This window comes from Allocellulophaga tsushimaensis, from assembly GCF_055383085.1.
Genome location: NZ_AP039451.1, coordinates 4254925 through 4279112, shown reverse-complemented (window position 1 = coordinate 4279112; position 24188 = coordinate 4254925). Strand labels below are relative to the sequence as shown.

Annotated in this window: 22 protein-coding genes; 10 read left to right on the top strand and 12 right to left on the bottom strand. The window is 31.9% G+C overall.

All coding sequences use genetic code 11. The annotated features are described in order from the left end of the window. Positions 1-657 precede the first annotated feature (657 nt). The 3 genes from ACZ451_RS18320 to ACZ451_RS18310 all read right to left on the bottom strand — a co-directional run bounded on the left by ACZ451_RS18320 (position 658) and on the right by ACZ451_RS18310 (position 6411). Positions 658-1950 (bottom strand): amidohydrolase family protein, encoded by a 1293-nt coding sequence (locus ACZ451_RS18320; protein ID WP_464214860.1) that lies wholly within the window; start codon positions 1948-1950, stop codon positions 658-660. Between the two features lie 75 nt (positions 1951-2025). Next, on the bottom strand, positions 2026-4968 hold the full coding sequence (locus tag ACZ451_RS18315) for an amidohydrolase family protein (protein ID WP_464214859.1): 2943 nt from the start codon (positions 4966-4968) through the stop codon (positions 2026-2028). Between the two features lie 375 nt (positions 4969-5343). Continuing rightward, positions 5344-6411, bottom strand: coding sequence for a DUF3810 domain-containing protein (locus tag ACZ451_RS18310; RefSeq protein WP_464214858.1), 1068 nt, complete (start codon positions 6409-6411; stop codon positions 5344-5346). Between the two features lie 401 nt (positions 6412-6812). Between ACZ451_RS18310 and ACZ451_RS18305 the strand changes: the two genes are divergently transcribed. Together ACZ451_RS18305 and ACZ451_RS18300 are read left to right on the top strand one after the other, a co-directional pair. Beyond that, the gene (locus ACZ451_RS18305; protein WP_464214857.1) at positions 6813-8153 is read left to right on the top strand and encodes a helix-turn-helix domain-containing protein; all 1341 of its coding nucleotides are present in this window, start codon (positions 6813-6815) and stop codon (positions 8151-8153) included. 345 nt (positions 8154-8498) lie between these two features. Continuing rightward, complete coding sequence (locus tag ACZ451_RS18300; RefSeq protein ID WP_464214856.1) at positions 8499-9959, top strand: aminoacyl-histidine dipeptidase; 1461 nt, start codon at positions 8499-8501, stop codon at positions 9957-9959. A gap of 275 nt (positions 9960-10234) precedes the next feature. Here the strand turns inward: ACZ451_RS18300 and ACZ451_RS18295 are convergent, their stop codons facing one another. From ACZ451_RS18295 to ACZ451_RS18280, 4 genes are all read right to left on the bottom strand, one after another. Next, entirely contained in the window at positions 10235-11350 is a 1116-nt protein-coding gene (locus tag ACZ451_RS18295) for a glycoside hydrolase family 5 protein (protein ID WP_464214855.1), read from the bottom strand. Positions 11351-11591: 241 nt separating this feature from the next. Then, positions 11592-12728: a peptidylprolyl isomerase gene (locus ACZ451_RS18290; RefSeq protein ID WP_464214854.1), complete on the bottom strand. Its 1137-nt coding sequence runs from the start codon at positions 12726-12728 to the stop codon at positions 11592-11594. A 23-nt stretch (positions 12729-12751) separates the two neighbouring features. After that, positions 12752-13288, bottom strand: coding sequence for a gliding motility-associated peptidyl-prolyl isomerase GldI (gldI, locus tag ACZ451_RS18285; RefSeq protein WP_464214853.1), 537 nt, complete (start codon positions 13286-13288; stop codon positions 12752-12754). Continuing rightward, entirely contained in the window at positions 13285-14301 is a 1017-nt protein-coding gene (locus ACZ451_RS18280; protein WP_464214852.1) for a DHH family phosphoesterase, read from the bottom strand. Before ACZ451_RS18280 ends, gldI begins: the two co-directional genes overlap by 4 nt. Before the next feature lie 279 nt (positions 14302-14580). Here ACZ451_RS18280 and ACZ451_RS18275 point away from each other — a divergent pair, with 279 nt between their 5' ends. Beyond that, positions 14581-15000, top strand: a complete 420-nt coding sequence (locus tag ACZ451_RS18275; protein ID WP_464214851.1) for a nucleoside-diphosphate kinase — start codon at positions 14581-14583, stop codon at positions 14998-15000. A 101-nt stretch (positions 15001-15101) separates the two neighbouring features. On the opposite strand, the gene ACZ451_RS18270 is transcribed toward ACZ451_RS18275, so the two are convergent. The 3 genes from ACZ451_RS18270 to recF are packed head-to-tail and all read right to left on the bottom strand — an operon-like array spanning position 15102 to position 16913. Continuing rightward, on the bottom strand, positions 15102-15398 hold the full coding sequence (locus tag ACZ451_RS18270) for a DciA family protein (RefSeq protein ID WP_464214850.1): 297 nt from the start codon (positions 15396-15398) through the stop codon (positions 15102-15104). Then, positions 15398-15820, bottom strand: coding sequence for a hypothetical protein (locus ACZ451_RS18265; protein WP_464214849.1), 423 nt, complete (start codon positions 15818-15820; stop codon positions 15398-15400). Before ACZ451_RS18265 ends, ACZ451_RS18270 begins: the two co-directional genes overlap by 1 nt. 13 nt (positions 15821-15833) lie before the next feature. Next, positions 15834-16913, bottom strand: coding sequence for a DNA replication/repair protein RecF (gene recF / locus ACZ451_RS18260; RefSeq protein ID WP_464214848.1), 1080 nt, complete (start codon positions 16911-16913; stop codon positions 15834-15836). A gap of 124 nt (positions 16914-17037) precedes the next feature. Here recF and ACZ451_RS18255 point away from each other — a divergent pair, with 124 nt between their 5' ends. From ACZ451_RS18255 to ACZ451_RS18225, 7 genes are all read left to right on the top strand, one after another. Next, positions 17038-17802, top strand: coding sequence for a tetratricopeptide repeat protein (locus ACZ451_RS18255; RefSeq protein WP_464214847.1), 765 nt, complete (start codon positions 17038-17040; stop codon positions 17800-17802). After that, a complete protein-coding gene (gene ribH / locus ACZ451_RS18250) occupies positions 17802-18293 on the top strand; it encodes a 6,7-dimethyl-8-ribityllumazine synthase (protein WP_464214846.1) in 492 nt (163 codons plus the stop codon). The genes ACZ451_RS18255 and ribH overlap by 1 nt, the downstream gene beginning before the upstream one ends. Before the next feature lie 113 nt (positions 18294-18406). Next, positions 18407-18721, top strand: coding sequence for a hypothetical protein (locus ACZ451_RS18245; protein ID WP_464214845.1), 315 nt, complete (start codon positions 18407-18409; stop codon positions 18719-18721). Beyond that, complete coding sequence (mutL, locus tag ACZ451_RS18240; protein ID WP_464214844.1) at positions 18721-20574, top strand: DNA mismatch repair endonuclease MutL; 1854 nt, start codon at positions 18721-18723, stop codon at positions 20572-20574. Before ACZ451_RS18245 ends, mutL begins: the two co-directional genes overlap by 1 nt. Then, positions 20575-21345 (top strand): rhomboid family intramembrane serine protease, encoded by a 771-nt coding sequence (locus tag ACZ451_RS18235; protein ID WP_464214843.1) that lies wholly within the window; start codon positions 20575-20577, stop codon positions 21343-21345. Further along, complete coding sequence (locus tag ACZ451_RS18230; protein WP_464214842.1) at positions 21346-22215, top strand: rhomboid family intramembrane serine protease; 870 nt, start codon at positions 21346-21348, stop codon at positions 22213-22215. It begins immediately after the preceding gene. A 227-nt stretch (positions 22216-22442) separates the two neighbouring features. After that, positions 22443-23246: an endonuclease/exonuclease/phosphatase family protein gene (locus ACZ451_RS18225; RefSeq protein WP_464214841.1), complete on the top strand. Its 804-nt coding sequence runs from the start codon at positions 22443-22445 to the stop codon at positions 23244-23246. On the opposite strand, the gene ACZ451_RS18220 is transcribed toward ACZ451_RS18225, so the two are convergent. Both ACZ451_RS18220 and ACZ451_RS18215 read right to left on the bottom strand, forming a co-directional pair. Further along, complete coding sequence (locus ACZ451_RS18220) at positions 23235-23558, bottom strand: DUF6122 family protein (RefSeq protein WP_464214840.1); 324 nt, start codon at positions 23556-23558, stop codon at positions 23235-23237. The genes ACZ451_RS18225 and ACZ451_RS18220 overlap by 12 nt on opposite strands. After that, positions 23551-24186 carry a WbqC family protein gene (locus ACZ451_RS18215; RefSeq protein ID WP_464214839.1) on the bottom strand — a complete coding sequence of 212 codons (636 nt, stop codon included), beginning with the start codon at positions 24184-24186 and terminating at the stop codon, positions 23551-23553. The genes ACZ451_RS18220 and ACZ451_RS18215 overlap by 8 nt, the downstream gene beginning before the upstream one ends. Positions 24187-24188 lie beyond the last annotated feature (2 nt).

Here is a 24188-nt window from a genome sequence, read left to right as displayed (position 1 = left end):
CACTATAAAAATAAGAATTAATAGCCAAAGCAGTTGTAACCGATGTTACACCAAACTAAAAAATGTATCCGAAACCACTGTTCCTGATACATTTTTTAGATAAACTAGTTATATGTAATTGTTAAAATGTCAGTTCGAGTATTTTTGTGAAGTGAAACGAAATAAAAATGTATCGAGAACTTTTTGATGCTATTTATCTTGTTCTCGATATAATTTTCTATCGAAAATCACTCGAACTGACGAAAAATGATCATCAAAATGAATGACACACAGTAGCTTACTTGGGTTTCAACTACGCCTGTACCGATCCCTATTGAGAACTATTTTATATTCCTAAGTTCTCGACTGCGTTTATCTAGAGCGAAGTCAGAAGGCTCGAAGTTATAATTTGCGCAAAAATCACTCGAACTGACGAAAAATGATCATCAAAATGAATGACACACAGTAGCTTACTTGAGTTTCAACTGCGCTTGTGCAACTCTATTGAGAACTATTTTATATTCCTAAGTTCTCGACTCCATTTATCTAGAGCGAAGTCAAAAGGCTCGAAGTTATAATTTGCGCGAAAATCACTCGAACTGACGAAAAATGATCATCAAAAATGAATTATACGTAATAGCCATATATTTTAATACATATAAGCCTTAACCTTAAAGTTTATTTCCCTTCATATTTTTCCATATAGCGTTTCCAAAGTTTAGTTTGGTGCGTTTCTAATGAAACAGTTCTACCATCTATAAAAGCATGGCTTAGTAGATTGGTGCGCATGTCTAAAGCATCACCTTCTGATACAAATAAGGTTGCACTTTTGCCAACTTCTAAGGTGCCATAATCTGCTGCAATTCCTAATATTCGAGCCGTATTTCCTGTAATTAACTGTAATGCCTTTTCTTTTTCTAATCCTTGCCCTACTACTTGCCCTGCATAGAAAGGTAAATTTCTAGTTTGGAAATTTGAAGCGGTACCGTTTTGTAAGCCTACCAATAAGCCTGCATCTACTAACATTTTTGGAAGCTTATAGGGCAAGTCATAATCATCATCTTCAAACGTTGGTAAAGTGTGTGTAAAGTCTACCAATACAGGGATCTTATTTTTCTTAAGAAAGTCGGTTACTTTATAAGCATGGTACCCACCAACAAGTACTACTTTCTGAACACCATTTGCTTTTGCATAGGTTATGGCATCAATAATTTGGCGTTCTGATTGCGCATAGATATATAAGTTTTGTGTGCCCTTAAATAGTCCTTGCATTGCTTCAAAAGCTTGGTTACTTTCTTTGGTGCTCGCTTTACCATAGGCAGCGGCATTTTTTATAAAAGTAGCAACGCCTTCTATTTGCTCTTGATATTTTTTGTTTGGACGATAACCTCTTTCTTCACCTTCCCACCATCTACCTTGTCTAAAAAAGCTGGGCCAGTTTAAATGGATACCATCATCGACCTTTACTACAGCATCTTCCCAATTCCAAGCATCAAACTGTACAATTGAAGAAGTACCGGAAATTCTACCTCCTTTTGGTGTAATCTGGCTTAAAAGCACTCCGTTTGGACGCATACTTTCTACAACTTTAGATTCTGCATTATATGCAATTAAACTGCGTATGTGTGGAATCATATCCCCAATTTCATCTTGGTCATCACTAGCTCTTACCGCATTTACTTCTACTAAACCTAAAGACTTTGCAGGTGCTATAAACCCAGGATATACATGCTTTCCAGTTGCTTTTATGATCGTTCCTTGGCGTGCAATTTTATTGGCAGCGGAGCCTACAAATGTTAGCTTTCCATCACTAAACATAATGAGTGAATTTTCAATAACTTCTCCATTTCCAAGATGCGCTGTAGCGCCTTCTATAGTTATTGCCGTAGTTTGTTTTTTTCCAGGTACTTGCTGTGCAAAACCAGAGCTTGTTACAAGTAAGAGAATAATGATATGTTTTATATGTTTCATTCTTTTTAGTATTAAGTAATTAGTACTAAGTATTAAGTAAAGAGTACTAAGTACAAAGGGTTTTATAATATTGTTTTATAATGAATCGCAATGAAAAGTTTCTTTATCTGCTTTCTTTGGCTTTTGCATTTTAGCACCACCTGCTTTTTCGTTTAGCATCATTTTTATTAAGGTATTGCGTTCTTTTTTTATGGCTGCTCTTTGTTGCTTATCCTTTTCAAGATCAAAATATACAATACCATCTACAACTGTTTTTTCAGATTTTGCATACACACTTAATGGATGGTCTGACCAGAGGACTAAATCGGCATCTTTGCCAATCTTAATACTGCCTGTTCTATCATCAATATGCAATAGTTTTGCTGGGTTTAGTGTTACCATTTTCCATGCTTCTTCTTCGGATACGCCTCCGTATTTTACAATTTTACCCGCTTCTTGGTTTAATCTTCTAGACATTTCACGATCGTCACTATTTATAGCAACAGTAACCCCTTGGCTGTGCATAATAGCTGCATTGTAGGGGATGGCATCATTTACTTCAAACTTGTATGCCCACCAATCACTAAAAGTAGAGCCTCCAACGCCATGTTTTGCCATTTTATCAGCTACTTTATAACCTTCTAGGATATGCGTAAAGGTATTCACCCTAAAATTAAATTTCTCAGCAACTTTCATCAACATATTAATTTCGCTTTGTACATAAGAATGGCAGCTTATAAAACGCTCTCCGTTTAAGATTTCTGCAATCACTTCCATTTCTTCATCATAACGAAACGGTTTACCACTTTTTTTTAAAGCATCATACTCTTTTCCTCTTTGGAAATAATTAATGAAGAGTTGTTCTACGCCCATACGTGTTTGCGGAAAACGACTTCGGCTTCCCCAATTAGATTGCTTTACGTTTTCGCCCAATGCAAACTTGATGTATTTAGGGGTATTGGTATAAATCATTTTATCTGCCGTTTCGCCCCATTTTAATTTTAAAATTGCAGATCTTCCTCCAATTGGGTTGGCAGAACCATGTAGTAATTGTGCTGAGGTAACGCCACCCGCTAAATTTCGGTAGATATTCATATCCTCAGGGTTAACCACATCTTCCATAGTTACTTCGGCAGAGGAGTTCTGCCCCGCTTCGTTTACATCTAAAGCTGCAATATGGGTATGCTCGTCTATAATACCCGCTGTTAAATGTTTTCCAGTAGCATAAATTACTTTTGCATTTCCTCCTTTTAGGTTTGTACCAATTTTTACAATTTTTCCTTTTTTAACCAATACATCTGTATTTTTTAGAATCCCATCAGCTTCTCCAGTCCATACTGTAGCATTTTTAAACAACATGTTTTCTGGTTGCGGTCTAGTGGTATTTCCATAACCGATATTAGGATAGGTAACAGCCATAATTGTAGGCGCTTTTTTTTCTGCTTTCTCTTTTTCTTTTTCTGAAAAGCTTTTCGTTTTTGTAGCCGTAAAAGTGGTTTCATCTCCATTAGGAAGTACAGCTTTACCCGTTATAACATCACTTACAGTATTGGCTGTTATTCTATAAATTCCGTCTTCTTTTGAAGTGAATGAAAGGTTTAACCAATTATCTGTATTGCTTATTTTAGCCTTTAATTTGGTAGTATCTTGCTTTACTTCCGCTTTTAGTTTGCTAATGTCACCAGAGATAGCAAGTTGATAGGTTTTTCCACTAATGGTTACATTATAATCTCCTCTAATATCTTTGAGATTCATATTTGTAACAACTGTTTTATTGCCTTGTACCCAATTTTCATAAAGGGTAGTGCTTTTGTCAAAAATATCACCTGATGTAATTAGAAAATTAGCATAGTTTCCAGTTTTTAAAGAGCCTATCTGATTACTTTTTCCCAATAATTGCGCTGGCACTGTTGTTAATGCTTCTAAGGCTTTTGTTTTTGATAAGCCATAGCTTATCGCCTTTAAAATATTCTCTTTAAATTTTGCTGTTGATTTAGAATCGTGCATGGTAAACGAAAATGGAATTCCATTTTTTGCCATAGCGGCAGGGTTAGAAGGCGCTTGGTTCCACATACGCATATCTTCTAAAGAAACATAAGCTGCATGATATGGATTAGAAACATCATATGCTTTTGGGAAGTTTACAGGAATGATATACGTTGCATTTGTTGCTTTTATTTTTTCAATCTCTTCAAACTCATCACCACCAGCAACAATAGCATATTGAACGCCAAAAGCATCGCCTATTTTATCGGCTCTAAAGGCATTTGTTTTATCTTTTGCTTCAAAAATTTGAACTAGGCTTTTATTTTTAATTAAGGCTTCTAAAGACCTGTCTTTGGTATCTACATTTCCTTTTGCATACCAATCCATATCATGATAAAGTTGGCGTAATAAGGCAGTAGCACCCATTAAGGAAGTGGGGTAAGATTGTCTTGAGGCTACACTTTTTTCAAAAGAAAAATGCTGCGCAGAAGCGTCATCTAAAACTCTATTGGCATCATTTCCTTTATTGTTTAGAGCAATTAAGACACCTGTACCACGTGCTATTCCGTCTTGGATATGAGAATTTACCACTCCAAAACCAGCTTTTAAAAGTGTTGCTGCTTTTTTAGTATCATAATTAAATTTGCTAATGGCATTATTTTCGGGCATTACATGGTCGTTCCAATAAAAACCATCTCTAGACGGTTCATAATCAGCACTTCTTCCCGTACCCGAAGCTGCTTTGGGTTTGGCAATTCCAAAATCTGAATATACATCTATAAATGAGGGATAAATTGTTTTTCCGCTAGCATCTATAACTACTGCATTTTTAGGAAGAATTACCGTTTTACCGGCCTGTACTACTTTACCATTTTGAATGAGTAAAGTACCGTTTTTAATTACTTGCGTTGGTGTTACATAAATGGTTGCATTTGTAAATGCAGTATAGTTGTTGTTTTTTACTTTTACACCGTCATTTTTGGGAAAATAGTCTTGTGCAAATAGTGAGGCACTGCATAGAATAAGACACAGTACGAGGAATCGCATTTTCATGTGAGTAGTTGTTTTTAAATTAGTCGTTCTAAAATTAAACCAAGTATACTAATTGATGGCTTTGTTAAGTTTTTTTTAACATTTGAGAAAGAGTTTATGTGCTGTGCGCTAGTTTATGAGTTTATTTAAATAGTTTATGAGTTTATGAGTTTATGAGTTTATGAGTTTATGCGCTGCGCGCTGGTTTATGAGTTTATGAAAATTGTTGAATCGTAGAACTGTTTAATTGTTTATGAATTTAGGCTGTTATAAGTATTGTGCCCTTGAGGGGACTTTAGGGGTGTGGAAACTTGGGTTAGTAGGTTTATGAATTTATTTAAAAAGTTTATGAGTTTATTTTGTTTAGTAGTTTAAAAAAATTATACTGACTACTGACTACAATGGATACTTTTCATGATAGCCAACAATAAGGTAAACTACTTTACTGTAACTCTGTATGCCATCTTTTTGATTATTTGCTTTTAAAAACGTACTAAAAATATTTTTAAAAACAACTTCTGCTGGGTTTTGGTAACTTTCCCAGAATAGGTTTAGTTCTTCATAGTTCTTTTTTATGCCAGGATTTAATGTGTTGTACAATTCTTTGAATTGGGCCTCGTCTGTTAATTTTATTCTGCCAAAAAAATAACGAAGCATGTTAGCATAAGCACCATATTTAAAATAAAGATCATCATTGTTTTGGGTTACTAAATACCCAATAAGATTGGTTTCACTTTCGGAAGAGTAACCTAATTGATGCCCTATTTCATGACCACTAACCATCGGAGCTCTAAACTTTGGAGGTTTTATATTTACTTGTGCTTCATTTGTAAACGGATTTAAATAGCCACCATAGCCCATATAACTCAATATAGTGCTAAATAAAGATGCTTTTAGACTCGTTTTTTTATAGCTTAAAAACGGAAACTTTTCCTCTAGCTGTGCATAACCTTCAATTGTTTTCTTAAAAATCTCATCATCAGTATAGGGTGTTTTTACGGCTTGGGTACTATCAGTAGTGATGCTATAATGTATGGCATTTGTTTTTGCAATGAGTTTTTTTGTAAAAGAAATCAATGCTTTTTCGTCTACATTAGCAGTAATTTGTAATGGTTTTGTTATGGGCTCTCTATGATAGTTGAGCCCCCAAAGGATATTAAAAGTAAAATATGCAATACTTAACACCATAATTGTATTTCTAATAAATACCAATGGTTTTTTTACAATCTCCTTTCTTTTTACAATAAGATAACGAATGCTAATGATAATTAAACTTCCATAAATAATATCCCCTACAGAAAAAGGAATCCAACCATATAAACTTCTGAAAATACTAGAAATAGAAGTGTAAATACCATTGCTATAATATTCTTCTACAAGATTTGGATAGTTGGCTAAAACTTTGATCAGTATAATTTGCGGTATAATCGCCAACGCTATACTATTTTTTAATTTATTTTTCACGGAATATAATGCTATGTATGATATAAACTCAAAAATAGTGATTTACTGAATAATCGAGATTTAAATGCTTTGAGGCTTGCCTTGATGTTTTTAGCTATTTTCATACGAATACTTCGTGGGCTTATCCCGAGGTAGTTTATTTTTCTAACTTTTAATTTACTATCCATATTTAATATATCGTTTGGTATTGATGTCTTTTTTGAGGTAAGATATTATCGGGAATTACCATAGAATTACTACTTTATAATTTCATTAAGAAAAGGATGTGTTATTTATGATAAATTTATATACTCAATCTAAACCTTCCAATCATCAATCAAATCAATAAACCCTTTTCCGATAAAATTTTAGCATGCATTATACATGCAAAGAAGTTTTGTATATATCTTATTTTTATACTATTGCCTTTTAACACACTTGCTTCTTACCCCGCACAGTCTATTAAAGTACCTGGTATTGCTAGTCTAGAAAAAGAGTATATGGTAAGCGAATATTCTTCATCATTACTTTCCCTGTCTTTTGATTATTATTTTGAAAATGCTATACCAACACAAACAACAGCAAGTAATAATGAATCATATGAAACTCATATTAGTTTTTGGATGGTGTTTTGTTTGTTTACAGCTTTTGTAGGTATTTTTATTTCTATAATTCTTAATTTAAAGAAAAAAGCAGATAAGTCTGCGAATCTACTTATTGGTTTATTTCTCTTTTTACATTCTTTATTTATAGTTCACATTTGCTTGTATATGAGCAATTATATTTATAATTATCCTCATAGCTTACTGGCAACTGCTACGTTTTCCTATTTATATGGTCCTTTACTATATTTTTATTTTAAAAGAATTATTGAAAAACACCAATTTAAATTAAGAGACTTTTTACATTTATTCCCTTTTGTTATTTATTTAGTTTTTGTTTCTCCTATTTATTTTTTGCCTGAGAATGAAAAGCTAGAAATTATGTTAGGCACTAGTACAATTAAAATAGAACCTTATGTTTTAATCACTACAATAACAAAGACAATCTCCTTACTCATCTATGGCTATCTCTTATTTAAATTATATAGGAATTATAAGAGTAAGCGTAACAGTATAAAAACACCTATACAGATCTGGCAAAGAAACATTCTTATTTTTAATACGGCTTATATTATTTCGTATATGTGTTATGCGTTATTTATAAATAATACGGTATTAGTTAAAGGTTTATTTTTTAACCTGCAAATTATAAGTATGTCTACGCTTGTATTGTATGTTGGATACACTGCTTTTATTCAACCAGAGATTTTTACAGATACTATTCTTTTAAGTCATGATGGTTTATTTTTTAAATACAAAAAATCTGGACTAACCGATGATTTTTCAAAAGAGCTTAAAGAAGAATTGCTGAGTCTCCTTAATAATAAGAAAGTTTATAGAGATAATACGATAACACTTGAAGTTTTAGCAAATTTGTTAGGGACTACAAAGCATAATACATCACAAGTAATTAATGAACATTTGAATATTAATTTTTTTGAAATGATTAATAAATTTAGAATTAGAGATGCTATTTCGTTATTAGAAAGTGATGAAAATAATGATATGAATATTATAGATATTGCTTATAGGGTGGGCTACAATAATAAAGTTACTTTTAATAAGGCATTTAAAAAGGAAACCTCGTTAACGCCTACTGAATATTTAAACCAAACCTCTAAAATACTTTCAAATGCTAAAAAAAATAGAGTAATACTTTAACGGAAAGGTAAACTATGATAAGGAATTCCTGAATTTATGAAAAAAATGATTTTCTTTATGTTGTACTCATTATTAAATTAAAAATCAAAGGATGGCAGAAAGATTAATCAACTTCTAAAATATTTGTTTAGTTTTTATTTCTTTCAACAGGAGTTTTTTTGAATTAGTCGCTCACAATCTTTACTGCCTCCTTTTCATTTGAAATTATGATATAAGAATACACTAACTCAATCATCATCAATCAAAAGCGAACAATAGTTATGTTGTTCTCTAGAAAGTCCCAGAAATCTATTTTTTGGGACTTCTCTTTTTCTATGCGTATTTTTGGGCTATCAATATAAAAATATGAGCAACGAAATACGGCAGCTAGCCCCTAAAAATGTTTGGAATAAATTTTCGGACTTAAATGAAGTGCCCAGACCTTCTAAAAAGGAAGAAAGAGTTATTCAATTTATGGTTGATTTTGGGAACGCGCTAAATTTAGAAACTTTCACGGATAGTGTTGGTAATGTTATTATTAGAAAACCAGCGACTAAGGGTATGGAAGACCGCAAAATGGTTACCCTACAGTCTCATTTAGATATGGTACATCAGAAGAATAATGATACGATATTTGATTTTAATCAGCAGGGTATTGAAATGTATATTGATGGTGACTGGGTAAAAGCAAAGGGTACCACATTGGGTGCTGATAATGGTATGGGTGTTGCTGCCATTATGGCTTTGTTAGAAAGTACAAAGATACCACACCCAGCTTTAGAGGCCTTGTTTACAATTGATGAGGAAACAGGTATGACGGGCGCTATGGGTTTAAAAGCGGGCGTTTTAAAAGGTGATATTTTGCTGAATTTAGATACCGAAGAAGATGATGAGATCGGGATAGGTTGCGCAGGTGGTATAGATGTAACGGCCACTAGAAATTATGAAGAAATTGCAATTCCTGCTGATGCAGTTGCCTATAAAATTACGGTAAAGGGTCTACAAGGTGGGCACAGTGGTATGGATATTGATAAAGGGCTTGGTAATGCTAATAAAATTATGAATCGTTTGCTTGCTACTATTTCTGATAGCCTAGGGATTTATATAGCAGAAATTGATGGCGGAAGTTTACGAAATGCTATTCCCCGAGAAAGTATTGCTACTGTAGTAATAACAGAAAAAGAGGATACCACTTTTAAGAAGCTGCTAGCTGATGAAATTACTTTAATTAAAGTAGAATTAGCCATTATGGAACCTCATTTAGAAGTTACAGCTGTAGCAACGCAACTACCCGAAAAAGTAATGGATCTTGAGGTCCAAAGTAAGGTGCTGAAAAGTATGTATGCAGCGCATAATGGAGTCTATACGATGAGTGCTGCTGTAAAAGGTTTGGTAGAAACCTCTAATAATGTGGCACGAGTTATTGTAAAAAATGGAAGTATAACTATTGGGTGTTTAACACGGTCTTCTGTAAACTCTGGAAAAATGGATTTAGCGAAGGCTTTACAGGCTACTTTTGAATTGGCTGGTTTTACAGTGGATTTTAGTGGAGATTATCCTGGTTGGAACCCCAACCCTAATTCTGATATTTTAGAAGTTTTAACAACACAGTATAAAAAAGTATTTAAAGAAGAACCTCTTATAGCAGCCTGCCACGCAGGTTTAGAATGTGGAATTTTAGGACAAAATTATCCTGCTTTAGATATGATTAGTTATGGTCCTACTATTAAAGGAGCACACTCTCCAGATGAGAGCGTTCAGATTTCTTCGGTTCAGAAATTTTGGAAATTTACTTTAGATATTTTGAATAACATTCCAAAGAAATAAAAATTAAACTGGTTTTGTGTAATGAAATAAATAGTAAAGAAAAGCGTCAATTCGAATGAATTTTCAGAATGAAATGAAGAAAAATTGTATCTAGAATAGTTTTTTTTTGATCCAAAACGTTATTCTCGATACACTTCTTCCTAGGGTCGAAGCACTCGAATTGACGAATTTTGAATAAAAAAATAGCCTTTAAAGAAATCTTTAAAGGCTATTTTTTAATCGATATTTTAAAGTTATTTGCTTAGGAATACCTTGTTGGCTTATCCTTAGTTTGTTTATTCAAAGTCCTGATTTTGAGCTTTCATTTTTGCTCTTACAATTCTTCCAGATTCGGTTAATTGGCTTTCTGGCCACCCACCATTACCACTTGCTCCAGGCATTAGTGCTGCAGATTTTTCTACTTTATCTGCAATAGACCAGTTGCACCAAGAAATTTGGTGCTCATCTAAGAAATCCCACCAAAGTTCTGATTCTGCTTCATCAATTTCGCCATTCCCATCTGCTGATGTTATTCCAAATTCTGTTACAAATAATGCCAAATTAGCGTTTATAGCTTGTTGTGCAATTGCTCTTAAATCTCCTCTGTGTGTAGCTGCATAATAATGTAAAGTATATGCCACGTTATCATCATTTATTTCATTTCCTATAACTTCATCTACTCTTTGGGAGTAAAACCTAGTTCCCATAACCACAATATTATCAGGGTCATATTTTCTAATTTCAGCTAAAATTTCTTCATGATATGGTTTTAAGGTAGTATTCCAATCAGAATTGATAGGCTCATTGTATATTTCATAAATAATATTTGGAGCATCACCATATTTTTGTGCTACTTCTGCAAAAAAGCTTTTAGCTTCCATGGTATAATTTTCTGCATTGTGGCTATGCCAATCTACAATAACATAAATACCGGCTTCTATAGCGCCATCAATAACTTCAAAAACTTTTGCTTTTTCTCTTTCTGGAAAAAATAAAAAGCCTTCATTACCTTCATCTATTCCCATAGCAGCTCTAACTATTGTTGCTTGCCAATCGTCTTTTAACCATCTAATAGCATCTTTAGTGTAAAATTGTCCCATCCATTGACTCCAAAAAAGTGACATGCCACGTAATTGAACCGGGTTATTATCTTTATCTACTATTTTATTGCCTTCAACACGTAATTGCCCTAATACTTCAACAGCAGAACCCATAGGTGCAGCAGTACCATCTGTATTGGTATCTTCACCACCAGTATCTTCGTTTGTAGTATCTTCCATATTAGTGTCCTGATCGGTAGTATCTTCAGCTACTTCTTCTGTTTCTTCTCTAATGACAGTAACCGAATCTTTTTGACAAGAACTGAATAGTATTGTAAAGAGTAAAAATAATATGTATATTTTATTTTGCATTTTTATTTCTTTTTATAATAACTTTTATTTTTTGGAGATATTGCTTTTCTTTCGATCAACTACATTTCCTAAGATTTTTTTTTATATAAATGTACTTAATATTTCTCTTTTACACCTAATCAATATAACATTATGTTAATACATCATGTGATTGTTTACTAACTTTCTTATGATTAACTCCCATAAAAAAACAGCCGCTAAAATTACTTTAACGACTGTTTTTTAATTATAATTTTACAAGTTATTTCACAATATCTGTAATTTCTATATCAAATACCAAATCTGTATTTGGTTTAATAAACCCTCTCCCTGTTTCTCCATAAGCTAAATGCGAAGGGATAAATGCTCTTACTTTATCTCCTACACTCATCGTTAATAAGGTTTCTTTAAAACCAGCAATTAATGGGGCATCCATACTACATTTCATAGGGGTAGCTTCATATCCTTTTTGAGCTTTTCTACGTGCATTAAACATATTATGTAAGATAGAGAGCTCTTCATGATTGCTATCTAAGAGTTTTCCGTCCTCAAAATAGGCATCATAAAAAACATTTGCAGTTTGCCCTATTTTAGTTTTTTCACCAGTTCCTTTAGTGATAGAAAAAATCTTAAGACCAGATGGATAAGATTTAGCCGCTTTCTTCTGAGAAATGATATCTGATACAAATTGAGTTTTTGCTTTTGCTAAATCAATAACTCTTTTTTCTTCTATTTTTATTGCCTCAGCTTCTCTTATTTTTTCTTCCGCAAAATAGTCAGCCATTATTTTTGGCGCATCAAATTGTTTCGCTGCTTTCCCTTTTCTAATAATTTCTACTGTATTCATAACCACATCTACTAAAGGCTTATCTCTTTCTCCTTTTTCTACAACAGAAATAGAATCTACTACAGCTAAACCTTCTACTACTTCTCCAAAAACAGTATGTCTTTTATCTAAAAAAGTAGTGGCTTTATCAGTGATAAAAAATTGACTTCCATTTGTTTTAGGACCAGAATTTGCCATAGAAAGAATACCTGCTGATTTATGGGAAAGGGAATCGTTAAATTCATCTTTAAATCGATACCCAGGAGAACCAGTTCCAGTTCCAGTTGGGTCACCACCTTGTATCATAAAACTATCAATAACTCTGTGGAATATGAGGCCATCATAATATTTTTTTCCTTTGTAATCATCTTTTACAAAAGTATTTGTACCCTCAGCTAAAGAAACAAAATTAGCTACAGTAACTGGTGTTTTTTCATGTTCTAATTTTATAAGTATTTCTCCTTTGGTTGTATTTAATTTGGCATATACACCATCATCTAAATCTGTTTTTCCAGATTTACAGCTAGATAAAATTACTGCAACTATAAGAAACAGAATATTGATTTTTTTCATTTTTTTCATTTTTAAATTTAAGGTTATTTTTTATTAATTTCTAATATCTTTAACGATGCTTTTATAGGAGTATTAGGATTTATTTTATTACCATCACCTCGATACCCGTATGCTAAAGAGGAAGGAAAAATAAAAGTTGCTTTTTCGTTTTCTTTTAAAAGCGAAAACCCATCTCGTAATCCTTTGAATAAGTTGGGTTGATCTACTCTAAATGTTTTTATTCCAATATCTTTTTCTGAGTATATAGTGTCATTAGTTAATGTCATTACAGTATACGTTAATGTAATAAAGTCATTAGCTTTTGGGAAGTAATCTGAATTTTTATCCTCTATTTCATAATAATACCATGAGCCACTATTGGTTGGGATATAATGATGTATGGAATCTTTTTGAATAAGGCTTTCTATTATTTTTTCTTCTAGCAATAAAAGTTCTTTACTACGGGCTACACTAGATTTTTTAACCTGAGTTTTAGAAGCACTTATGGGTCTTCTTGGTGTAGGCTCTTCACAGCTTACTATAAAAGTTGATAATAGCATTATAAGCAGATACTTTTTCATTTATTTAATGCTTCTTTATATTGAGAAAGTAAAGATGTAAAATACGTAACCGTATCTTTTAGGGCTATTTCACTTCTGCCTCCCGCAGCATTATCATGCCCGCCACCATTAAAATGATTGCGTGCAAATTGGTTGACAGAAAAATCGCCTTCAGATCTAAAAGAAATTTTGATGATACCTTCTTCTTTATTTTCTATAAAGATCACAGCAAATCTAATCCCTTCTAATGTGAGTCCGTAGTTTACAAAGCCTTCTGTATCTCCTTTTTGAAAATTATGATCATCCAATTCTTGTTGACTTAGGGTAATATAAGCGGTTTTAAATTCTTCTAAAATAACCATATTTTTTAACGCACAGCCTAAAAGATGTAATCTACTAGGTGAATTTGTATCGTAAATAAGATTATGAATTTTAGTATTATCTGCTCCTTTTTCGATAAGGTCTGCTATAATTTGATGTGTTTTACTCGTTGTAGATCTGTATTTAAAAGAACCGGTGTCTGTCATAATACCCGTATATAACGAACTCGCTATTTCTGGTGTTATCAGATTTGTATCACCTAAAAAACGAATAAAATTATAAATCATTTCGCAAGTAGAACTCATACTCGTATCAGAATACATTATTTTGGCGTAATCTGATGGGGCTTGGTGATGATCTATCATTATAAAAGTAGCATCGGCCTCTTCTAAATACGATTGTACTTGGCCAATTCTCCCTAAATGATTAAAATCTAAAGTAAAAATAAGAGTAGCTTCTTCTATTTTTCTTTTGGCTTGTGTATTTTCTTTTTCAAAATTTAAGATAAATTCACTTCCAGGAATCCATTTTAAGAACTTGGGAAAATCATTAGGACTTACTATGCAAGCGTCTTGGTTTTTGTTTTTTAAATAATGGTATAACGCAACAGTTGAGCCAATAGCATCACCATCTGGGTTTTTGTGGGGAACAATAACAATTTTTTGAGGTTTTTCTAATAATGCTTTTACCTCACTAATTTCTGCTAAATTCATGCGGTTAAAGATACTATTTTATAATATATTGCTCATGCATAATATACTAATTTTGTTTAAAACCTATTCCCATTTAAATTTAATGAAAGTATTTTATTTATGTCATATTATGATGATGAGTAGTAGTTGTGCAGCATTCTTATGTTATATGTTTTCAAAAAACCTTTCCATTTAAGCTAATGGTGGTAATTTAGAACAAATTTTTTGTAAGTATGCTATACAACTATTAGCTATTGTTAGTTCTAAGAAAAGAACTATTTTTGCACAAAATTTATTGAAATGACAACAAATAGAACATTTACAATGCTTAAGCCAGATGCCATAGAGAACGGACATATTGGTGCTATTTTAGATAAAATTATTGCTGCTGGTTTTAGCATAAAAGCAATGAAATATACACAGTTAAGTAAAAGAGATGCAGAAGCTTTTTATGCTGTACATGCTGCACGTCCTTTTTATGGAGAATTAGTAGAATTTATGACTAGAGGACCCATTGTTGCTGCTATCTTAGAAAAAGATAATGCTGTTGAAGACTTTAGAGCCTTAATAGGTGCTACAAACCCTGCTGATGCTGCAGAAGGTACTATTCGTAATTTATATGCAACATCCATGGGAGAAAATGCTGTACATGGATCAGATAGTGATGAAAATGCCGCTATAGAAGGTGCTTTTCATTTTTCTGGAAGAGAAGTATACTAGTCTTAAAATATAAATTGCTTTTAGAGTAACGTACCTAGTAAAAAAGAAAACCCAAAAACAACATATGCTGTTTTTGGGTTTTCTTTTAATTTTTAATACTGTTAGCGTAAAACCAGTTTTTTAACGACCTCTTTTCCTAATTCTTCATTTAACATTTGTATTATTTTAGATTTGCCTAAGCTTAATTCTTCCCTAAGTACAGAAGAAGATAACGATACAAACAAAGTCTGGTGGCGTAATTCTATTGCTGTAGTATAGTTGTTTACACCATTCCCCATTAATTTAGCCCAAGCATCACGGGCATCGACTTTATCAATACCTTTCTGGAGCTTATTCTCGGATATAAAATTCTTTAAAGCTTCACTTAACGGAATATGATCGTTTTGTCTTTTTGCCATTATTTGGGAATGTTTATAGGAATATATCTTTTATAAGTATACGTAATATTTTCTGAATTAGAAACAGAAAAATGATCTTTAGAAATAGCTTTTAATTTTTCGGTTCTTCCTCCAAAATTATCTTCATATAAAATCTCATAGCCATCTTGAGTATTTTTGATGGTAAAATTATCGGCATCATCAGATGTGGTGTATGTTCCATTAAAATTTGGTTTCATTTTTTTTCGATATCCTTTTAAATACTCCATCTTAATAAAATCGATAACCTGATTAACTTTATATTCTTTTGTACTACCATCTGAAAAAATTACTTTTTCAATTTCCCAATAGCCATTTAATAATACGAGCTTTTCTTCCGAGATCGTCTCAGTACAGCTTAGCGCAAATAGACTTAGGAAAATAAAGAGTAGTTTTTTTTGCATAATATTTTAAGAGCTAGAGTTTAAATATTTTATAAGACTGATGAATAGATTTTACAACATTTTCAGTTCTATCTGCATGCGTATCACTTATAAAAAGCTGACCAAAATGTTCATCATTTACCAATTGGATGATATGGCTTACTCTATTTTCATCTAATTTATCAAAAACATCATCTAATAATAAGATAGGTGTAGTTTTAGACTGTTCTTTTATAAAATGAAACTGCGCTAGTTTTAGTGCAATTAAAAAAGATTTTTGCTGCCCTTGACTTCCAAATTTTTTAATAGGGTAGGTTTCAATATTAAAATTTAAATCGTCTTTATGAATTCCAACACTGGTATATTGTAAAGCTCTGTCTTTATTAATATTTTGCTCAAATAGTGTTAAAAGATTATTGCCTAATAGTTTACTATCATAGGCTAAGGAAACTTCTTCATTTTCTCCAGCTATAGCTTTATACTGTTCTTTAAAAATAGGAATAAATCGTTCTAAAAAAGTAACTCTTTTGTTAAAAATAGTGGTACCATACCCATTTAACTGTTCATTATATACACTCAATGTGGTAGCATCAAAAGTTTGGTTAACTGCAAAATATTTTAAAAGTGAGTTGCGTTGCCCTAGTACTTTGTTATATTTAATAAGTGTTTGCAGATATTCTTTATCAGATTGAGATATTACGCCATCAATAAATTTACGTCGGGTATCACTGCCTTCGGAAATTAAATTACGATCTGATGGAGAAATAATAACTAAAGGCAGAAAACCAATATGGTCCGATAATTTGTCATAAGCTTTAGCATTACGCTTTATAATTTTTTTTAGACCTTTTTTTAAGCTACATGTAATTTTTTCGTCACGATCATTTTTTTCAAAAGTGCCATCAACCACAAAAAAGTCTTCGCCATGTTTAATATTTTGAGTAGCAACTGGATTAAAATAACTTTTTCCAAATGATAAATGATAAATGGCATCTAGAATGTTTGTTTTTCCAATACCATTTTGCCCTACAAAACAATTAATTTTAGTATCAAATTCCAGGTCTTTTGAACCAAAATTTTTATAATTTATAAGGGATAATTTTTTAAGAAACATTCTCTAGCAATCAATTTTTGAGTTTCAATAGCAAACAAAGGTGCAAATTATTGAAAAATAACGAATAAGAAGCTTCCCATTTTCAATAAAAACTTTATTTTTGCCCGATTAATAAAATTAAATAATGGCAACATATAAGAAACGCGGCTACAAACCAAAAAACAAAGCTGAAGAGGTACAGTTAGATGAGCAAGAAAGCACAACAGCTGAAGTTTTTAATACTTTAGATGAAAGTGCCTCTAGATCAGAAGAGTGGGTGTCTAAAAACCAGAATTATATTTTAGGTGTAATTGGCGTAGTAGCAGTAGCAGTTTTAGGATATTTAGCCTACAATCAGTTTGTAGCGCAACCCAAAGAAGCAACAGCTAGTAATGAGATGTATTACCCATTACAATCTTTTGATCAGGCTTTAAAAAGCACTACAGAAAGAGATTCTTTGTTTAACACTGCATTAGAAGGTGCAAATGGTAAATATGGTTTTATTAGTATTATAGAAGAGTATAGTGGAACGGATGCTGCAAATTTAGCAACTTATGCTGCTGGTACATCTTACCTAAATTTACAAAAATATCAAGAAGCAATAGAATACTTAGGAAATTATACTGCAGAAGATGATATTACAAATACTATAGCAAAAGGAGGTATCGGTGATGCTTTTGCTCAATTAGATCAGCCTGTTGAAGCTTTAGAATATTATAACAAAGCGATAGCGGTAACTACAAATGCATATACTTCTTTATATTTATACAAAGCAGGTATTATCGCTTTAGATATGAAAAAAGGAGCTGAAGCTTTAGCGTATTTTGAGAGAATAAAAGAAGAATTTCCAAAATCTAATGAAGCTAATAATATTGATGCTTTAATTGGAATGGCTAAAAATGTAAAATAATGGCAACTGCCAATAACAACCTATCGGTTTACGATAAAACAACAATCCCAAATGCGAAAAATTTTCGATTTGGGATTGTTGTTTCTGAATGGAATACAGAAATAACTGAAGGGCTTTTTGAAGGAGCTAAAGCTGCATTATTAGATTGCGGTGCATTAGTAGAAAATATTACTCGTTGGGAGGTACCTGGTAGTTTCGAATTGGTTTTTGGTGCTAAGAAAATGGTTCAGCAAACAGGAAGTAAAAAAGTAGATGCTGTTATTGCCATTGGTAGTGTTATCCAAGGAGAAACTAAACATTTTGATTTTGTTTGTAGTGCCACCGCTCAAGGCATAAAAGATTTAAATGTAGCATATAACACGCCAATAATTTTCTGTGTACTTACAGATAATACCTTGCAGCAAGCTATAGACCGCAGTGGAGGTATTCATGGTAATAAGGGCGTAGAAGCGGCAATAGCTGCAATTAAAATGGCCGCATTAGGTAACTAAGCACATTTAAAATTTTATTACTTTTCTTAACAGTAAAATCTGTTAACAAATTTTAGCATTACAATTACGGCATATTTTTTGTTTTTAAGTAACTTTGAGAAAAGCGATGTAATATGAAATTACCTACATTAATCAGACTTAATAGAAATTATACCTATAATTATACTCCTCGTTACTATAATGAGCGTAAAGAACGTATTGATAATTTAATAAAAGCGAAAGAGGAAAGGCTTAAAAGAGAAGAAAAGCTAAAAGAAGCGGGAGTATTAAATTTCAAGAAGAAAAATTATAGAGATGATTGGAAAAAAGTTAAAAGTATAGAGAGTAATAGGAATAGAAAAATACGCTTATATGTTATTTTTTCAATTTTAATGATAATAGCATATTTTGCTATTAAATTATCTAAAGTTCTCGATCTTCTAAATTAATGCCAGATATTATCCAACTTTTACCAGACCATGTTGCTAATCAAATAGCAGCAGGTGAAGTAGTACAACGCCCTTCTTCTGTTGTTAAAGAACTTTTGGAGAATGCAATTGATGCAGGGGCAAATGCCATAAAATTGATTATTAAAGATGGTGGTAAAGCATTGATACAAGTTGTAGATGATGGTAAAGGGATGAGTGAAACCGATGCGCGTTTGTGTTTTGAAAGGCATGCAACTTCAAAAATAAAAAATGCTGAAGATTTATTTAGTTTAAATACAAAAGGTTTTAGAGGAGAAGCCTTAGCCTCTATAGCTGCTATTGCACATGTAGAGTTATTAACTAAAACAGCAGATGATGAAATTGGAGTACAACTTAAAATAGAAGGGAGCAAAATTATTTCTCAGGAAGTTACTGTTACTCCAAAAGGAACCTCACTAAGTGTAAAGAATCTTTTTTTTAATATTCCGGCTAGACGTAATTTCTTAAAATCTAATCAAGTTGAGTTTAGACATATTACAGATGAATTTCATAGGGTAGCACTGGCACACCCAAACATTAAGTTTCATTTTTATAATAATGGAAGCGAATTATTTCATCTTCCAAAATCTAATTATAGGCAACGTATTGTAAATATTTTTGGAGCAAAAGCCAATGAAAAATTAGTGCCTGTAGAAGAGGAAACGCAGGTAGTGAAAATTACAGGTTTTATTAGTAAACCAGAATTTGCTAAAAAGAGTAGGGGAGAACAATTCTTTTTTGTAAACCATAGGTTTATTAAAAGTCCCTATTTGCATCATGCCATAGTTGCCGCTTTTGAAGGACTTATTAAATCCGATACGCACCCGGGTTATTTTTTATATTTAGATGTAGACCCATCCACTATAGATATTAACATACATCCTACAAAAACAGAAATTAAGTTCGATGATGAACCTACGTTGTACGCATTATTAAGATCTGCTGTAAAACATAGTTTAGGGCAGTTTAATGTAGTCCCATCTTTAGATTTTGATCACGATAAAAATTTAGAAACGCCATATGCATATCAAAATAAAAATGTAGAAGTTCCTAAAATAACAGTAGATTCTGGATTCAACCCTTTTACTGAAGAACAAAGTAAACCTAAGCACAGAAGTGCTAATTATGAGAAACAGAGTGCTAAAGGTTGGGAAAATATGTTTGTAGGTTTAGAATCTAAAGCAAGTAAAGTAGATGGTTTTAGTAGTGTAAGTTATGAGTCTGATACTATTACGGGTTCTATTTTTGAGGGCAAGCAAGCGTCTTTTGAAAATACAAGTACTACTTTTCAATTAAAGCGAAAATACATCGTAACAACTATAAAATCTGGAATGGTTATTATAGATCAAAGCAGAGCGCATCAACGTGTATTATACGAGAATTTCTTAAAAAACATTACCATTAAAGAAGCAGTGAGTCAACAACTATTGTTTCCTTTAAGTTTGTCTTTTTCAAAAACAGATATTGCTATAATATCAGAAATTAAAGAAAGTCTCATTGCAATTGGTTTTGCTTTTCAAAGTATAAGCGATGACCTTGTAGAAATTATAGGAGTTCCATTATTAGTTCCAGAAAGTGAGGTAGGGATGGTATTAGATCAATTAATTTCTGATTACCAATTAGATGCTCAAGATATTAGTTTTTCGCAATCAGATATTTTATCAAAAACATTAAGTAAAACATTAGCAGTAAAAACAGGAGAACAGTTAGATCCTGATTCACAAACCGCATTAGTAAACGATTTATTTGCCTGTAAAGAACCCAAAATAAGTCCGTTTAACAAACCAATCTATATTACCATTACTGGTGATGATATCGATAAAAAATTCTTGTAGATGATGAATAGGATAACAGATACCGTTAAACATTTGATAATAATTAATGTAATTCTATGGATTGCTACAATAATTTTATTTAAGCAAAATATTTTAGATCTGGAAAATATTTTAGCGTTCCATTATCCAGGAAGTCCTTTTTTTAAACCATGGCAATTTATTACGCACATGTTTATGCATGCTTCTATTGATCAAAATGGAAGCGTAATCATATATCATTTACTTTTTAATATGATTGGTTTATGGATGTTTGGTTCTCCTTTAGAACAGATATGGGGAAGAAATAAGTTTTTATTCTTTTATATTTCTGCAGGATTAGGAGCTGTTTTATTGCAATTGGGGTATAATTATTTTCAATTTCAGCAAGGAATGGACACTTTTTTAGAAATGGGATATACCTCTGATCAAATAAGAGAATATCTATTAAAAGATGTGGCTAGAATACCAGGAATAAATCAAGAGCTTTATGATATAGCTAGGAACTTGCAAGGTAATTTTTTAGGAAGTATGTTAGGTGCATCAGGTGCAGTATATGGAATACTGGTAGCATTTGCTTTTACCTATCCTAATTCTGAATTATTAATTTATTTTCTCTTTCCTGTAAAAGCAAAATACTTTGTTCCAATATTAATAGTGAGTGATGTCTTTTTTGGCTTTAGCAACTATTCTACTGGAGTCGCACATTTTGCACATATAGGCGGAGCGTTAGTTGGCTTTATCATGATGTGGTATTGGAAAAAAAATCAGTTTAATAAGAATCGTTGGAACTAAATGGCGGCTAGTTTAAAATATTATTATTCAAGATTAAGTATTGCAGAGAAGCTTATAGCCATAAATGTATTGGTCTTTATTGTAGCTGGTCTCCTCAATGCATTATTATTCCAAAATATGGATGTGATTAGCTCTTGGTTTCACCTTCCAAAAAAAATAGTAGATTTTGCTTCGCAACCCTGGTCTATTGTTACCTATTCTTTTTTTCATGGGGGCTTTAGACATCTTTTATGGAACATGGTGGCTTTATACTTTTCTGGAAAAATTTTTCTAAATCTTTTTGGAGACCGAAAATTAATTAATGTATATTTTTTAGGTGTTTTATTAGGAGGGCTTCTGTTTTTAATAAGCTATAATGTATTTCCAAATTTAGTAGATACAAATGCAGTATTAATTGGAGCATCTGCTGGAGTTACAGCCGTACTTATTTTTATATGTACTTATATTCCAAATCAAGAGGTTAGACTCATTTTTTTTAATGTAAAACTCTGGTATATCGGTGCTTTTTTTGTTTTAATTGATTTAATCCAAATTGGTTATGATGAGAATATAGGAGGTAGAATTGCACATTTAGGCGGTGCATTTATTGGGTATTACTATGCAAATCAGTTGGCAAAAGGAAAAGATATTGGAGCTTGGTTTTCTGCTCTTCTAGATGCAGTAGCTAATATCTTTAAAAAAGAAAAAAAAGCCCCTCTAAAAACCGTATACAGGAAAACAAAGACAGCAAAAAGAACTAAAGTTGTAAATTATGAAAAGGAGAGTCATCAACGTAAAATAGATGCGATATTAGATAAAATTAGCAAGTCTGGTTATGAGAGCCTTTCTAAAGAAGAAAAAGACTTTTTGTTTAAAGCAGGTAAAAAATAGATGCTGTGAAATGGATTGTCAAGTTTTTTAAGAGGTTCATTTTTCTAATCAACATTTTATTTGCTATACTTTTATTTTTTGCTTGTTTTGCGCCCTATATTTCTGCAACAACATTCCCGCCTATTACTTTTTTAAGTTTATCTGTTCCCATTTTAGTTTTGATCAATAGCGTTTTTGTTGTTTTTTATATTTTACTGTGGAAAAAACAATTTTTAGTATCCTTTTCAATGTTATTGCTTGCATACTTAGTATTAGGCTCTTTTGTGATGTTTCGTTTATCTGAAACGCAAATTACTGATGAAAGTTTGCGGGTAATGAGTTATAATGTGCGCGGGTTTTATAATGTGAAAAAATACTCGGATAGAACATATGGGAATAAGTTTATTGATTTTACAAAAGAACAAAATCCAGGTATTCTATGTTTTCAGGAATATAATACTGCTATGGATCAAAAATTCTCTCACTACCCTTATCGTTTTATAAACCCCGTTAAAGGTTATGATTTTTTAACACAGGCCATTTATTCTAAATATAAAATTATTAATAGCGGCTCACTAAAGTTTCATAATAGGGGTCATGGAAATAATGCAATCTTTGCAGATATTCTATATTATAATGATACCATACGGGTATATAGTGTTCACCTACAATCCTTAAGTATTGCTCCCAATCGTGAAATTTTAAATGAAAAATCTGATCACCTGTATGGTCGATTGACACAATCTTTTAAAAAACAACAAGAGCATGCAGCGATAGTGGAAAAGCATATGAAAACCACAACCCATAAAATCATTGTTTGTGGCGACTTTAATAATAGTCAGTATTCTAATGTGTATTATACTGTAAAAGGAAATTTACAAGATACTTTTTCTGAGAAAGGAATAGGTTACGGTAAAACGTACAATTTTAAATACTACCCAGTACGAATAGATTTTATTTTAGTTGATCCAAAAATAAAAGTCATTGCGCATAAAAATTATGATATAGAATTGTCAGATCACTTTCCTGTTATGACTTCATTAGATTTCTGAATGAATAATAAAGAAACAATCTGCTGAATCAGCTACTATATGCAATAATAATGCTATGCCATAAATTCTTGTTTTTTTAAAGAATAGTAAGCTGGTATATAAAGCAATGGCCCAATAGGTATGTAAGGGGTGAAAATTAATACTGCATCGTTGCGGATCAAAAATTGGAGTTGCTAAAAGATGATCTAAATCAATAACAATAGCGGCTAGTAAAATTAAAATAACTCTGATTCTATTCTCTTTAAAGAAAATAAAACCTATTATAAATGGGATTAAAAAATGAATTCCGTAATGAATACACCATCTAAGCATTCAAAAAATCTAGTTTTAAACTTTTTAAATAAGTTAGTGCATTTGTTCCTTCATTAAAAACAAGATCTAGAATACTTAAGTTTTCAATAAAACCATTCCGATCATCAAAAACTTGTGCATACTTTTCTTGATGGTATGTTGTTTTTTGTCTCACATCAATTAAAAAGCGAGCATCAATAATAGTAGTCTCTGGTTGTTTATGATATATACTCGTTTGTTTTTTTGGAAATTCTATTTGTAGGCAATCATATATGACTTCAATTGCTTTAAGGTTAAAGTCTAACAAAGAATTAAATTCTTGCTCGTATAAGGGCGCTATTTCATCTTCATAAAATTCAAAAAATGGAGAAGTTCTATAGGCTGTTTGTAATGTTCTCCAATGCTGGCGTTGCCATTTATAATCGTTATCTATTTTGATATTAGCGTAAGTTTGCTTGTTTTTGCCACCTCCTAGGTGTTTAATAGGAATTGTTAAGATATGCTTTCCCCTGTCATTAGCGATATAGCATCGATTTCTATAACTCTGTTTTTGGTAATTCCCAGAAGTTTCCCAACAAACTGTATGTTGAGTTAAGGCAGCAAAACTTGCTATATTAAGAAAGTAACCAGGATGGATAAGTAACTCCATAA